The sequence below is a fragment of the Cohnella boryungensis genome (assembly GCF_042651945.1).
Taxonomy (GTDB): Bacteria; Bacillota; Bacilli; order Paenibacillales; family Paenibacillaceae; genus Cohnella; species Cohnella boryungensis.
The window spans coordinates 328,188-343,009 of sequence record NZ_JBHSED010000065.1 but is presented as its reverse complement, the minus strand read 5'-3'; the positions used below and the strand labels follow the sequence as shown (position 1 = coordinate 343,009).

12 protein-coding genes, 1 pseudogene and 1 riboswitch are annotated in these 14,822 nt (G+C 46.3%); of the genes and pseudogenes, 11 read left to right on the top strand and 2 right to left on the bottom strand.

What is annotated here, in order from left to right; translation table 11 throughout:
* Nucleotides 1–56 precede the first annotated feature (56 nt).
* Nucleotides 57–156: riboswitch (guanidine-I (ykkC/yxkD leader) on the top strand.
* A gap of 89 nt (nucleotides 157–245) precedes the next feature.
* From ACFO1S_RS25265 to ACFO1S_RS25245, 5 genes and pseudogenes are all read left to right on the top strand, one after another.
* On the top strand, nucleotides 246–581 hold the full coding sequence (locus ACFO1S_RS25265; protein WP_378127787.1) for a DMT family transporter: 336 nt from the start codon (nucleotides 246–248) through the stop codon (nucleotides 579–581).
* Between the two features lie 3 nt (nucleotides 582–584).
* On the top strand, nucleotides 585–899 hold the full coding sequence (locus tag ACFO1S_RS25260) for a DMT family transporter (protein ID WP_204602093.1): 315 nt from the start codon (nucleotides 585–587) through the stop codon (nucleotides 897–899).
* Between the two features lie 81 nt (nucleotides 900–980).
* Nucleotides 981–1,641 (top strand): annotated as a pseudogene (locus ACFO1S_RS25255) (IS5 family transposase).
* Nucleotides 1,642–1,775: 134 nt separating this feature from the next.
* Nucleotides 1,776–2,777, top strand: coding sequence for a transposase (locus ACFO1S_RS25250; RefSeq protein ID WP_378127786.1), 1,002 nt, complete (start codon nucleotides 1,776–1,778; stop codon nucleotides 2,775–2,777).
* 1,009 nt (nucleotides 2,778–3,786) lie between these two features.
* On the top strand, nucleotides 3,787–4,143 hold the full coding sequence (locus tag ACFO1S_RS25245; protein WP_204602097.1) for a winged helix-turn-helix transcriptional regulator: 357 nt from the start codon (nucleotides 3,787–3,789) through the stop codon (nucleotides 4,141–4,143).
* An 87-nt stretch (nucleotides 4,144–4,230) separates the two neighbouring features.
* On the opposite strand, the gene ACFO1S_RS25240 is transcribed toward ACFO1S_RS25245, so the two are convergent.
* Nucleotides 4,231–4,794, bottom strand: a complete 564-nt coding sequence (locus tag ACFO1S_RS25240) for an NAD(P)H-dependent oxidoreductase (protein ID WP_204602099.1) — start codon at nucleotides 4,792–4,794, stop codon at nucleotides 4,231–4,233.
* Between the two features lie 363 nt (nucleotides 4,795–5,157).
* Here ACFO1S_RS25240 and ACFO1S_RS25235 point away from each other — a divergent pair, with 363 nt between their 5' ends.
* A complete protein-coding gene (locus tag ACFO1S_RS25235) occupies nucleotides 5,158–5,778 on the top strand; it encodes a hypothetical protein (RefSeq protein WP_378127785.1) in 621 nt (206 codons plus the stop codon).
* 399 nt (nucleotides 5,779–6,177) lie between these two features.
* On the opposite strand, the gene ACFO1S_RS25230 is transcribed toward ACFO1S_RS25235, so the two are convergent.
* Nucleotides 6,178–7,365: an MFS transporter gene (locus tag ACFO1S_RS25230; RefSeq protein WP_204602112.1), complete on the bottom strand. Its 1,188-nt coding sequence runs from the start codon at nucleotides 7,363–7,365 to the stop codon at nucleotides 6,178–6,180.
* Between the two features lie 1,510 nt (nucleotides 7,366–8,875).
* Between ACFO1S_RS25230 and ACFO1S_RS25225 the strand changes: the two genes are divergently transcribed.
* The 5 genes from ACFO1S_RS25225 to helD all read left to right on the top strand — a co-directional run bounded on the left by ACFO1S_RS25225 (nucleotide 8,876) and on the right by helD (nucleotide 14,781).
* On the top strand, nucleotides 8,876–9,478 hold the full coding sequence (locus ACFO1S_RS25225) for a DedA family protein (protein ID WP_204602114.1): 603 nt from the start codon (nucleotides 8,876–8,878) through the stop codon (nucleotides 9,476–9,478).
* Nucleotides 9,479–9,646: 168 nt separating this feature from the next.
* Nucleotides 9,647–10,207, top strand: a complete 561-nt coding sequence (locus ACFO1S_RS25220; protein ID WP_204602116.1) for a class I SAM-dependent methyltransferase — start codon at nucleotides 9,647–9,649, stop codon at nucleotides 10,205–10,207.
* A 44-nt stretch (nucleotides 10,208–10,251) separates the two neighbouring features.
* On the top strand, nucleotides 10,252–10,941 hold the full coding sequence (locus ACFO1S_RS25215) for a response regulator (protein ID WP_204602118.1): 690 nt from the start codon (nucleotides 10,252–10,254) through the stop codon (nucleotides 10,939–10,941).
* Entirely contained in the window at nucleotides 10,934–12,031 is a 1,098-nt protein-coding gene (locus ACFO1S_RS25210; RefSeq protein WP_204602120.1) for a HAMP domain-containing sensor histidine kinase, read from the top strand. Before ACFO1S_RS25215 ends, ACFO1S_RS25210 begins: the two co-directional genes overlap by 8 nt.
* 332 nt (nucleotides 12,032–12,363) lie before the next feature.
* On the top strand, nucleotides 12,364–14,781 hold the full coding sequence (gene helD, locus ACFO1S_RS25205; RefSeq protein WP_204602127.1) for an RNA polymerase recycling motor HelD: 2,418 nt from the start codon (nucleotides 12,364–12,366) through the stop codon (nucleotides 14,779–14,781).
* Nucleotides 14,782–14,822 lie beyond the last annotated feature (41 nt).

Genomic DNA, 14,822 nt, shown 5'->3' with positions numbered 1-14,822 from the left:
GAGCCGAACTAAATAGAAGGGTTGATAATTAAAAAGAATGGTGTATAATGTGAATCAATCATGTTATCTAGGGTTCCGCGATGGCTATATCGGCTGGTCCGAGAGATAACTCACAACTGATAGGTTGTGTCACGGAGGGATAAAAGCCTGGGAGATAAACTGTTGCCAACAGTTTGTTTCCCAGGCTTTTTTATTTGCCGTGTTTGGAAATGCTAAATGCAGCGCACCAAAGAGGAGTGGAGCAATTGAACAAAACATGGTTGAGCGTCGTTATTGCCGCAGGGTTTGAAGTAGGATGGGTAATCGGATTAAAACATGCACAGGGGATTTGGGAATGGGGAGCTACTATCATTGCTATTATTGTAAGCTTCACATTGATGATTCTGGCTTCTCGCTCTCTTCCGGTCGGAACGGTCTATGCTGTATTTGTTGGCTTAGGTACGGCAGGTACCGTTCTAGCCGAAATCATTTTGTTCGGCAACCCGGCTCAGATGGGCAAGATGGTGCTTATCGGGATTTTGCTGCTGGGCGTTATTGGACTGAAAATGCTAAGCAAAGAGAAGAAAAAGGAGGCTGCGTAACTCATGGCTTGGGTTTACCTTATTTTAGCCGGTATATTTGAAATGCTCGGAGTTCTCATGATAAATAAGCTGAACAAGGATCGCAACGCAGCCTCATTCCTATTATTGCTTGCAGGCTTCGGATTAAGCTTCCTATTCTTGTCGTTGGCTATGGAGACTCTCCCGATGGGAACGGCATACGCAATATGGACAGGCATAGGCGCGTCCGGCGGCGCCATTCTTGGCATGATATTTTACGGGGAACCAAGAAATATATTGAGAATATTGTTTATCGCTATGGTGCTCGGATCTGCAGTGGGCTTGAAGTTAGTTAGCTAGCAACACCGACAACTACAAGATTCCAATCTAGAGCGTGTCTTAAAACCATAAGTTTGTTCCAAAACATGGTAAACTTATCGTATGAAAAGACGATACGAAATACACGACGATCAATGGGATCAAATTAAGGGCTTTCTTCCTCCAGAGCGGAAACGACAAGGTGGACGAATAGCTAGACAATAGAATGATGCTTAATGCCATGCTGTGGGTCGCGAGGTCTGGAACTCCTTGGCGCGACTTGCCTGAACATTATGGATCATGGAAGACGGTATACACGCGTTTTCGCCGTTGGCAGATGGCGGGCATATGGGACCAAATTCTGAAGCATGTTTCGATAGCTCCTGATTTTGAAAATATCATGATTGATGCCACCATTGTCCGCGTCCACCAACATGGCGCAGGCGCAAAAGGGGGCAACAATTCCAAGCTATCGGGCGTTCCAGAGGTGAAATAACGACCAAAATCCATGCCATCGTAGATGCGTTAGGCAATCCGCTGCGCTTTGAATTAACTACAGGAAATTGCCACGACTGCGTAAAAGGTTACGAAATGCTCCAGGAAATCGATCTGACCGGAAAGAACGTCATTGCGGATCGGGGCTATGACATGAACAATATTCTGGAACTGATCGAGAGTCAACAAGCTCAAGCATTATCGCAGACTGGCTACACGTTACGATAAACTATCTTGTACGTTTGCGGCCTTTCTATCTCTGGCCTCTATTTTGCTATGGTTGAATTAGGTTTGAAGACACGCTCTAACCTGCGTATATCGCAGGTTTTTCTTTTTTTTCTACTACAGCAAGATTAACTAGCAGGTATTCCAATCTTCTGTCGAAGGTATATAGGTCAGAATTTACCCTAGGAGATGACCTTCATGCTTGAGAAAAATAGATTGGGTGCCGCGCCCAGAGTTTACTTCAGACCTGAGTTTAAAAATTGTCCACACTGTGAATCTAAATTGCGGAGAACCCATACCGCATGGGAGAAAAAGATTGTCACAAGAGACGGAATCATCCATGCATGGAGCATGGCTTATGCTTGTAAAAATCCAGACTGCGTACACGCAGGCGTTACGTATAAATCTGATGAAGCTGAGATGCTTAGCATGAAGCATTCCTCGTATGGATATGACGTGCTTGCTCTCGTTGGGGAACTACGCTTTAAGCAACATCGAACGGTTGCGGAAGTTGCCGAAGCATTGAACGAACAAGGCATTCCAACGAGTGAAAGACATTCTCAAAATTTGTACGAACGTTATCAAATCTTGCTTTCAGCGAGTTTAGATGATCATGTTATCAAAGTCCTTGCAGAAACAACGGAACAAAATGGAGGCGTCATTCTTTCCATGGATGGGGTTCAGCCTGAAAAAGGCAATGAAACACTTTATGTACTAAGAGAAGTATTCAGTGGAACCGTGCTTGCCGCACAAAATATGAAGAGCGGGACTGCGGAAGAATTGAAAACACTTATCGAACCCATCCTGATGCTAGGGTATCCAATCGTAGGTATTGTAAGTGATGGGCAAAAATCCATATGGCTGGCATTTGAAACACTTTTGCCAGATGTGCCTTACCAGTACTGTCAGTACCACTATCTGAAAGACATTGCTAAACCCATTGTCGATGCCGATCGCAAGTTAATAATGGAACTCAAAAAGAGCATGCGCGGGATTCGCGACATCGAACGAAAAATAGAGCAAGTTGAATCCAAAGCGCTTGTAACAGAGAAAACGGAACAGTCAGAATCGCAACCTGCTGAAATGACCGAAGCGCAGATTGCTAAGGGATATGTGGCAGCAGCTCTGCTCCTTGAAGATGGAGATCCACCATTGGGGCTTCCTGGATTAATTATTTATGAACGTACACAAGCCATATAAGCTTCCTTACAAAGATGCTTGAGTAAAAAAAGAGCCTAATTTACTTCAAGGTGTTGTCAGAATATTCAGCAAAATTAAAGAATTAAAACCTAGTTATACAGCCGTTTCGCGGCTAGTGAAACCCTTGGAACATATCGCTAGCATTCTCACTCCTGAGGAAGACAAAAGTAGTGAGACGGCTGAATGGGAAATGTCCCTGCTACTGGAATGAGTGAAACAAACCTACACGCATCAGAGTGACGAGCTAATGGTTAACAATTTGCTTAACTTTTCCAGAGGGTTTTGGAAAGGCTTGTTCACTTGTTATGACCATTACTACATTCCAAGAACGAACAATGACTTAGAGCAATTCTTTCGACGGACGAAGGCTAGTCATCGTCGTATTACGGGACTTCGTAATTGGAACAGTTACATCGTACGCAATGGTGAAATGATCGTATTAGTGAATGATGCACTGCGCCAGGAACATGTCATTTTCACGACTGCGCTCAGTTTGCTTTACTCGCTATAAATCTCGAAAAACATTGTGGGATCAGCGTTTAACCAGCGTTATATTACGCAAAAAATTTAATCGCAATATGCGCAGGCTACCTCAACGACTTAGAGCAAAAATGGAATTCACTTATGAGCTAGTTAATTATGCTGTCATAGTTAAAAAACTATTTAGTTAAGGGAAGGTCGGCTTATTTGGAAATGGAAAGGGCAGTTAAACCTAGTTCAGACATTGTCATAGAGGGTTATTTAGATACATTCTCCATTGTGAATCGAATATCTGAAGAAGTAACAAAAAGGTTATCTTTACTCAACTAACCGTTTCCTGTTTTGGTCAACACTCGCCCTCCGCGTTCGCGCTGCCATCGTTCCGGTCCCATTCCGTTTTAAAATTTATTCAAATTTGGGATATATCAAATTTTATAGCGATTTACATCCTTTCAATAAGATTGCATAATGATTTATTATAAAGTATGTATATTTATATCATATACTTACCAAAAGGAGAGTGTAACTTGTGCACGAAACTATTCCAACTGGCGTGAAACTAAACGAAACTGGCTTTGGATACACGTTGTCCTTAATAGGCGGTAAATATAAAATGATCATTATGTATTGGCTGTCTGAAAATAAGGTAATGCGGTTTAATGAGCTGAAGCGATGTATCGGTACCATCTCCTTTAAAACGCAAAGCATCATGTTAAAAGAGCTGGAGGCAGATGGGCTTATCATACGCAAGGAATTTCCCCAAATACCTCCAAAAGTTGAATATTCATTATCTGAAAGTGGTCTTTCTCTCATTCCATTGTTAAATATGATGTGCGAGTGGGGAGAGAAAAACAGTTCGCCAGCTCTGGAGGCTGTACAGCGGTAGGCATAGTTGTTTTGTTAATATAAAAAAGAAGTATCTCCTGAACAGGGAAATACTTCTTTTTTATAGCATTCTTAATAAAGCTAATTATTACAGATTGTCAAGAAAACTCAAATAATTTAGTGTGATTTTTTCCAATTCGCTTACAGACGGCTCAATTTCTGTATCAGGCACATTTTCACCAGACTCGTTTTCCGTACCATAATACGCAAAGAACGAACGATAATTTGCATTACAGTATAGGAAGGTAGTTTCAAAAGAAGATAATAAATAATCAAGTGTATAGTGATATCTTCCATCTTCACTATAATCTTCTTTTTTACTTCCGGCAGATACAGCTAAAGCAGCTTTGCGATTCTTTAATTTATCTCCTCCATTTGAACCATGAGCCCATCCATAAGTTAAAACATCGTCAAGCCATTTTTTAAGGAGAGGCGGACAATTAAACCAATATATAGGGAACTGCAAAACAAGATTACCATGTGATTCAACCAATTTTTGTTCTTTTTTCACGTCTATGCTTCCATCAGGGTAAGCCTTATGCAATTCGTGAACAGTATACTTTTCAGGATATTTTTTGAGTTCTTCTACCCACCGCTTATTAATTACGGATGTTTCTATGCTTGGGTGTGTCACGACAACAAGAGTTTTCAAAGATTTGTCCTCCTTATTTATTATATAGCCTCTCGGCATTCGCCGAGGCAGACGGTGCAAGGGTTTCCTTGAACCGTTAAACTTGCTTCCCTCCTACTTTTCAGTAGGAGTTTTTGAATTCCTCCAGTCCCAGTTTCTTGCTGTTCTACAAGCTTAAGCTTGCTGGGGGACACAGCCGGATACGATGTGGCTGGCGACGGCACTCCGGTCGAAACGGCCGCCTGGCCCCACAGCAAACCAACTTGTGATTGCCATGCCCGCAGCCTTACGAAATGCAACCATCCACGCGCTTATTCTCAACCAGATTGCAACTCTGGTTGGGATAGCTCTCGCGAAAAGTACTACAACGGATACCATCTGTACATGCTTACCGCTGCAAACAGCAAACATGATCTGCCACTGCATCCTAGGCTTCAACCCGCGTCACGCCATGATTCGGTCAGCTTTGTTGTCAGTACGGTCGAGTTCTCGCAACGTTTTACCTTGGGCACGGTAGAAAAAATGCTCCTTGATGCTGCTCACGATGCAGCTGCTATCTATGATCTTTTGAAGCATCAAGGGATTCAGTCGTTCATTGATCTCAATGAGCGTGGCACCAAAAATCTGGAAACTGAAAGCGATATGAAGATTTCTCCCAAGGGGATCCCTCCAATCTGCCTTGCAGGCAAGAAAATGAAACCCTACGGCTTCGACCATGCCCAGAAGCGGCATAAGTGGATCTGCCCAATGATGCAAAACAGAACGACCAACACTTGCTCTACACCTTGCTCTGATGCCAAATACGGCCGAACCTTCCATACCTGCAGCAAGGATAACCCCCGGTTGTTTTCCGATGTGGCCAGAAGCTCAGAGCAGTGGAATCTCACCTACAAACGCCGCACCACCGTGGAGCGCTGTAACAAGCGAGAGAAGAACGATTACAACTTGAGGCAGGTCGCCATCGTTCCACCAAGATGTGGTACATCCATCTTTACGGCATTATGATGTGCCAGCACATGGATGCTTGGTATCTTTATAAGCGTGAGGAACTTGAGACCAAACAGCACGATTTATTGCCTCAAATAGCTTAACTCGCATAGCCTCCCGGCAAATCTGCGACGGGCTTTTTTAACCTACGCAGAAGGTCGCATTGGAGGCGGGCAAGCTTTCCTTCAACATTAAGCGCCGTGCTACTTGCAAACGCACCGTTTTCTGGTATTGCAATGGCTCAACGCAGTGACGAGCTTGAAATGTTTATGAAACGCCGACGTGCTCATGTTTACGGACTTTGCAAGCTGCTCGATCACGAGCGGACGGTCGTATTGCCGGTTAATCAACTGGATCGCTTGAGCGATTTTGTGCGCGTTGGCTTTTGCAGTTGGTTAAGCACTAACCTTTTAGATATTAGTTTCTTCCTATATCTTTACTAAGTTCTAATGGAGCTTTGGAGCGGGTTACTCGTAAATATACCATAACGGTTGTTGCAGCGATGGCAACAACCGCAGCTCCAATCCAACTAATCAAAGCTAAGGAAGCTTGTTCCACGACAACGCCTCCAATTCCTGCACCAGCACCCATAGCAAGCTGTAAAACTGAAGTATTCATACTCACCATAATGCCTGAAGCCGCCGGAGCAAGCGTCATTAAGTGATATTGCTGAGTTGGACTTGTTGACCAAGCGGAGAGAGCCCAAAATATGAGCACAAGGAAAGCGATAGCAGGCCATTGGGCTGATAATGACAGTAGAACTAAGGCTGCTGCATGCAGTACCATACTGACAAATAAAGTACGAGGGAATCCCCATTTATCTGTACTATAGCCGCCAAACTTTGAGCCGAATAAGCTGGCAATCCCGAAAGCGAATAAAGCAATGATGACTGTTTTACTGTTCATCCCTGTAACCGACAGTAGGAAGGGAGAAATGTAGGAGTAGACAATAGAATAACCAGAAATCCATAAGAAAGTGATCATTAGGGCTGCCATTATTTTCGGTTGCATAATTAAAGCAAGCTGTTTGCGCAAGGGAACCGATTCATCGCCATTTGAGCGTGGGATGACTAAGAGTATAACGATCATCGCAAGAATACTAAGTGCACCGATTCCTCCGAAGATTAATCTCCAATCATAAACGGAAGCAATAACTCTGCCTAGCGGAACACCGATAATCAACGAGGTGCTAAAGCCCATAAGGAGCGTTGCAATTGCACTTCCTTGTTTATCAGGTGGAGTCATCTTGGTAGCGACAGTAAAGGAGGTTACAACGAATACTCCCATGCTTAGTGCAAGAATAACGCGTGAGACTATAAGAAATCCAAAGCCAGGTAAAACCACGGCGATAATATTTCCAATCACAAATACGCCAAGTGAATAAACTAAAAGCTTGCGCTGCTCCATTCGTGCTGTAAATGCGATAAGGAAAGGTGTTCCAAAAGCATAGGCGAGTGAAAAAACAGTAATGAGTTGACCAGCAGCAGCGACGGAGACATTAACGTCTCTTGCAACTGTGTCGAGAATCCCAGCTATGATATACTCGGATGTTCCAACCAAGAAGCTAACAGCGGCTAATAAGTAAATTTTCCAGGCATTAGACATATAATTATCCTTCTTTCTTAAGTTTCTATATTTCCAAGTATATAGAAATTTATTTATTTCCTTCTTTGAGAATAAAGATTGTACTCTAAATATGTAAGTACGCACTTTTAGTACAGGTACTGTCATAAAGGTGAGTGTCACCCTGAGCATATACACTAAATTTTGTTAACACCGTATTATGCTTATTAAACTCCCTCGGGGAACTATAGTTCAACATCGAAAGGGCTGCCGCGTGGCAGCCCTTCGCTCAGCTAACGGGCAGCATAGTTTATTAATCTAAGATTGTTGTTGAGTTGATAAAAGTTCTTACCTAAGCACTGACGGTTGCTGTCCCGGCATACCGATTGCTGAATCCATACTTTATGAATCTCAAAATCAATGAAAAGGGACCCCGGTTCAAAATTGATTTATTCGCGACAAAAAAACGTGGACACTCATGAGGTGTCCACGTTTCTCATTGGAAATTTCAAAGCACGGATTACTTGGTACTTGGGGTTGATGACTTCAGTTGGTCGATTTGAAGTTGGCCTTTCCAGCTTCCCTTAGTCCCACCGATGCGATTCACATTGACTTGCAATACCATCTCTTGCGGCAGCTTTATGAACAACCGTCATGAACGCGATTACCCCCTCTGGCTCGCCTTGATCGGCGATCCCTGTATCCAGTTTATTACCTTTGGAATCCGTAAGGTAGAACGGCAGATTATCAGCGTTATGAGTACCAAAATTTATGAACGTACACAAGCCATGCAAGCTTCCTTACAAAGATGCTTAAGTAAAAAAAGAGCCTAATTTACTTCAAGGTGTTGTCAGAATATTCGGCAAAATTGAAGAATTAAAACCTAGTTATACAGCCGTTTCGCGGCTAGTGAAACCCTTGGAATATATCGCTAGCATTCTCATTCCTGAGGAAGACAAAAGTAGTGAGACGGCTGAGTGGGAACTGTCCCTGCTACTGGAATGGGTGAAACAAACCTACACGCATCAGAGTGACGAGCTAATGGTTAACAATTTACCTAACTTTTCCAGAGGGTTTTGGAAAGGCATGTTCACTTGTTATGACCATTACTACATTCCAAGAACGAACAATGACTTAGAGCAATTCTTTTGACGGACGAAGGCTAGTCACCGTCGTATTACGGGACTTCGTAATTGGAACAGTTACATTGTACGTAATGGTGAAATGATCCGTATTAGTGAATGATGCACTGCGCCAGGAACATGTCATTTTCACGACTGCGCTCAGTTTGCTTTACTCGCTATAAATCTCGAAAAACATTGTGGGATCAGCGTTTAACCAGCGTTATATTACGCAAAAATTTAATCGCAATAGCGCAGGCTACCTCAACGACTTAGAGCAAAAATGGAATTCACTTATAAGTTAGTTAATTATGCTGTCGTAGTTTTTTTCGGTATCCCATAACTTTAGAATTTCTTGAGAATTATCCCGATACGCGCCTTAGAATTCTGCTCTAATCTATTCTCATCGACATCAGCGAGGTGAGGCGAACATGATCAACGAGATCATCCTGCAGCTATTCGAGCGCTACGGGTATCTTATCTTTTTTCTTGCTTTTAGCTTAGGACCCTTTGGGGTTCCGGTCCCTAATGAGGTAACCCTGCTAACCGGCGGTTTCTTGAGCAGCAAAGGGATTCTTAACCCCTGGATCATCTATTGCGCTATTCTTCTGGGATTTTTAACGGCCATTACAATCGCCTTTTTTGCGGGCAGACTTTTCGGCGAGACGGTTAAAGCTAGGCTTCAGAACAATCGGTATTTCAAGAAAGCGGAGAATCTCCTCAATAAATACGGGGATGTCGCCATGTGTCTTGGATTGTTAGTCCCGGTCGCTCGATATCTTGTTCCTGTCTTCGTCGGCGTCAATGGGGTGTCCTTCAAGAGGTTTGCTCTGATTTCTTATACCAGCGCATTAGTATGGACGTCCGTGCTCTTTGCTTTTGGTCGGTTAATGGGACGCCAAATCTCCAATTTTATCGGGGCAATCGATCCGAAATTGTTGATGCTTGCTCTGATTATAGTCGTCTGCGCCTTGATTATTACGAGACGAGCTCATAGAAGCTGTCCAAATTACGAATGCAGCGAGGGGAATTAGCTATGCGTAATCATCAGAACGATTCTACAGCTTGCGCCGTCCGGAAATCGGGGGATTCGGCAGTCAACGCGAGGGCCGATAACCCGCGGTACGTATCGGTAACTCCCGCTTGTGGCACGCTAACTAAAGTATTGGCGGGATTCCTTGGGAATAAGGAGGGTGGGCATCATGTTTTCGCTCAATAAAGAAGGACGCTCCTTCCTGTCTCATTTTGTAAGAAATCCACGGCAAATCGGAAGCATAGTACCCAGCTCCAAACGATTGGCTTCTGCGATGGTGAATGCCATAAAGGACGAATCGCTCAATTCGATCGTGGAGCTCGGCGCCGGAACCGGGGCGATCACTCGCGCTCTCGCAGAGCGGGTCCGAAGCGATACGAAGGTGGTTCTGTTCGAGAAAGCCCCGGATCTTGCCGACCAGCTTCGCTCTCGTTTTCCAGACTATCCTTGTTTTCCAGACGCTGAGAATCTGGTCGACGTCCTTCACAAGGAGCAATTGCATCAAGTAGACTGTATTGTGAGCGGTCTTCCGTTTTTCAACTTCTCTTCCGCCCTAAGGGAGCGGTTGCTCGATCAGATATATACAGCCCTGAAGCCCGGCGGCCAATTTATTGCATTTCAGTACTCCTTGCAGATGAAGCTTCTGCTTCTGGAACGTTTTGAATTTGAGGACATTCGCTTCGTGCCCCTTAATTTTCCGCCCGCCTTTGTCTATTGCTGCCGCAAATAACAGATAGCAAATAGAGAGCAAATCTTGATCAGGAGGTTAATCGCTTGAGACAGCCCACCGTACTTGTAGTCGACGACGAACAGGATATACGCGATGTTATCGCGGTCTATCTGCGCAACGAGAATATTCGCACGATTGAAGCGGAGGACGGCATAGAAGCACTGAAGATTCTGGATAAAGAAACCGTTGATATGGTGGTGCTCGACGTTATGATGCCCCGTCTGGACGGAATCATGACATGCATGAAGATTCGAAAAACTTCCGATGTTCAAATTCTAATGCTGTCGGCCAAGCAGGAGGATATCGATAAAATCAACGGTCTGACGATGGGCGCGGACGATTATTTGGGTAAGCCGTTCAACCCTCTGGAATTAGTCGCCCGGGTCAAAGCTCAGCTTCGACGTCGACAACAGGCTCATAAGCAGCGAAATGAGGATGTCATTCAAATAGGCGAGCTCGTGATAGACATTCCGCGCCATAGCGTCACGGTAGGGGACAAGCCGGTTCAATTGACACCCTTGGAGTTCGGGATATTGGAGCTGCTGGCCAAGCATCGCGGGCAAGTGTTCAGCTCGGATAACATCTACGAGGCGGTCTGGAGAGAAAGCGCAAGGATCTCCGACAATACGGTCATGGTGCATATACGCAATCTGCGCGAGAAGATCGAAGCGAATCCTCGGGAACCAAAGTATATTACGACCGTGTGGGGAGTGGGATACAAAATAAATGCGTAAGCTATATTTGCTCTTTGGCTTGTATCACTTGCGCCTCCGACTTTTCTGGTTTGTCGTGTTAAGCTTCGCTCTGGCACTAATCGCGACCATGATTACGTCTAGATTCGTCTCCGATTGGCTAATCACGTTGGATCAGATTTCCAACACTTTAGCAGCAGTTTTGTTCTTCCTGTTGACTGCGACTTTTCTCGTTTTCTTTATTCTCCTATTCTTTGTGCTGACCCGCCCGGATATCCGTTTCTTGCAGAAAACGATGCACGGGATATCGCTCATGGCGGCAGGAGATTTGAACGAGCGAGTTCCCGCCTATCGAAAAGATGAGCTTGGTCGGCTCGCAGCTCATATTAATGAAATGGCCGCTGAATTGCAAAGACAGAGACAGAAGGAGCGGCAAGGGGAAATGACCCGGATGGAATTAATTACGGGAGTTTCTCACGATCTTCGCACTCCGTTGACAAGCATGATCGGATACATTCACTTGCTTAAGGAGCGCGGCTATCGAAGTGAAGAAGAATACGACAGATACGTTGAGCATACCTACAACCAGGCCATACGTCTCCAAAAACGCATTGACGCTTTGTTCGAGTACACCCGACTTACCGCCCCGGAAGCAAAGGCGCAATTTCGACGCATTCGCTTTAATGAGCTGCTGCAGCAGCTTTTATCCGAATTTCAGCCGCTTGCCTCGGAATATGGGCTGACGGTCGCCTCGTCTTTGCCTGAGGAGGAGCTGGAGGTTTGTCTTGACCCGGACAAAATCGTACGCGCTCTGGACAATCTGCTGATGAACGCGCTTAAATTCTCCCGCCGTCCAGGTGAAATCCGGATCAACTGCCGTCTGACGAAGGACTGGCTGAGCGTTGACATTGAGAACGACGGAGAGCCCTTAACCAAGGAACAAGAGGAACGACTATTTGATCGATTTTATCGAGGAGACTCCTCGCGTAAATTGGAGGACACCGGACTTGGGGCTGGATCAGGACTCGGATTAGCCATATCCAAAAGCATCGCTCTCCTGCATGGAGGCGATCTCACGCTCAATCATGAGCGCGGACATTACCGATTTCGACTGGAGCTCCCCAGAAGCTAACGAAGGGGGAGGATGTCAGAGACCAATTGGATTATGACCCTACAAGTCGCGACTATCGCGACTTTTTTCAATTTATAGAATCGTGTCACGCCGCGGAACATAAAAAAGATGACCCCCCGATGAACTGAAAAGGGTCATCTTCCGCCAACGGAAATCCGCCGCAAGATATAAAAAAGCAATTGAACTAAAATAAACACTGTGATATAATCGACAGCGTCATTGACAAATCAAAATAAGATCGTATCCAATTTTATTCCCACTTTAATTGTACATCCGAGATTTTGATTTGTCAATGCTCTTTTTTATCCCAAAAAAGGAGCGTGTTCAAAGAGATGGAAGCAAAGGATTGGCGACAAGAGCAGGAGCGGCTGGAACGGGTCAGGAACAAGCTGCAAGCCAAAATCGCCGAGCTGGAGCCGGAGATTGCCGGGCTTTATGGCCAGGCCGCAGACATCCGCAAGCGATTTTGGGAAGAGGTGACGATTAACACAAGCACGTACGAGGATTTCGAAGAGACCTTCTACACGATTAACCAGCAATCCGCGCTGTTGGCCGAACGGGAGCGCAGCCACCGACTTATGGCCCGGCAATGGGAAAGCATGAACCGTCTGCTCCCGTCTCCTTATTTCGGACGCATCGATTTTCGTGAGGCTGGCTTGAGCCTAGACGAACAGATCTATATCGGCGTATCCTCGTTCGTCGACGAAGACGGATTGAGCTTCCTGATCTACGACTGGCGCACGCCGATCGCTAGCCTGTACTACGATTGCTCACCCGGCCCGGCGTCCTATGACACGCCGGTCGGACGGATCGAAGGAACGATGGAGCTTAAACGACAGTTCCAAATTCAAAACGGGCAAATTCGCAACATGTTCGACGCGAGCGAAACGATCGGAGACAGCTTGCTGCAGCAAGTGCTCGGCAAAGGCGCGGATTCGCAAATGAAGAGCATTGTGGCGACCATCCAGAAGGAGCAAAACGCCATCATCCGCAATGACAAAAGCAGGATGCTTATCGTTCAAGGGGCGGCCGGCAGCGGCAAAACTTCCGCCGCATTGCAGCGGGTGGCGTACTTGCTGTACAAACACCGCCAGACGATCAGCGCCGATCAGATCGTTCTGTTCTCGCCGAATCCGATGTTTGCCAGCTATATCTCCACCGTTCTTCCGGAGCTCGGCGAGGAGAATATGCAGCAGACGACTTTTCAAGAATATCTCGACTATTGGTTAGGCTCTTCGTTGCGGCTTGAGGATCCCTTCGATCAGATCGAATACGTACTCACCGAGCCGGGTGCGCCGGGGTACGAGGCTCGTCTTCAGGGAATCGAATATAAAGCTTCCGAAGCGTTCCTGCAGGCCCTTAAGAACTATGGGGTGGAGCTGGGACGGAAAGGCATGCGATTCAAGAGCGTCCGGTTTCGCGACCGGGATTTGATTACCGAGGAGCGAATGCAAGCGACGTTCTACGGATATGATCGGGCCTTGCCGCTGTTCAACCGCGTGGCCCTTCTGCAAGAATGGCTGCTGAACGAACTGGTGTCGCTGGAACGCCGGGAACGGGAAGCGACTTGGGTGCAGGAGGAACTGAACTATCTCGACAACGAACAATACGCGGAAGTCTTCTTCATGCTCCATAAGGAGAAGGGAGTATTCGACATGGCGGAGCAATTCGCGGCCATTCGCGAGAAGCTTGACAACAAGCCTCGGGAGGACGAAAGCGAATTCGACTTTGCCAGCAAGGAGGAGGGGTTGCTCCGCAAGCAAATTGTGAAAGAATGCTTCAAACCGCTTCGAAAAAGCGTGAAGAAATTTTTGTTTCTTGATATTATAGCCATCTATGACCAATTGTTCGGCGAAGAGGCCGATTATCGAGAGAAAACAAGCGGATGCGCCGTTCCTCCGCTGTGGCCCGAGATTTGCAGGCAGACGAAGGAAAAGCTGCTGCGAAAAGAGTTGTTTTACGAGGATGCGACTCCGTTATTGTATGTAAAGGAGCTGATCGAAGGCGTCCGGACGAATACGGAAATCCGGCATGTCTTCGTCGATGAGGGCCAGGATTACTCGCCGTTTCAATATGAATATTTAAAAAAACTGTTTCCTCGTGCAAGGATGACGGTGCTCGGCGATTTTGGGCAAGCGATCTTCATGCAAGCCACGAGTCTGGATGCGCCGGATTCGCCGCTTGTCCGTCTTTATGGCGAAGACGAAACAAGCCTTATCCGCCTGCTGCGCAGCTATCGTTCAACGAAGGAGATCGTTGAGTTTACGAGGTCGATGCTGCCGGAGGGGGAGAAGATCGCGCCGTTTGAAAGGGGAGGCCGCAAGCCCCTTCTGACGAGGCGGGACGGCGGAGAGAAGCGCGATGCGCAGATTGCGGCGGACATCGCGGCGCTTAGAGCCGAGGGCTTCGATTCCATCGCCGTCATCACGAAGACCGCGGCCGCAAGCCGGGAGGCCTACGAATCGCTGCGAATTCTTGGAGGCGAAGCTCTACAGCTTATTACGAAGGACACGCTTGGTTTTGAAAAGGGAGTGATGGTCATTCCCGTGTATCTCGCCAAAGGCGTTGAGTTCGACGGGGTCTTGATCTACGACGCTTCGTCCGAAGCTTACGGCCGGGACAACGAACGCAAGCTTCTGTATACGGCGTGTACGCGGGCCATGCATCGGCTTCATCTGTACACGACGGGCGATTGGTCGCCGTTCGTGCAAGCTTTGCCCGCGAAGCTGTACGAGGAAGCGCCGCATTGACCGATTGAAGGACTTGTCATGAGGTTCATCCATACACAGCT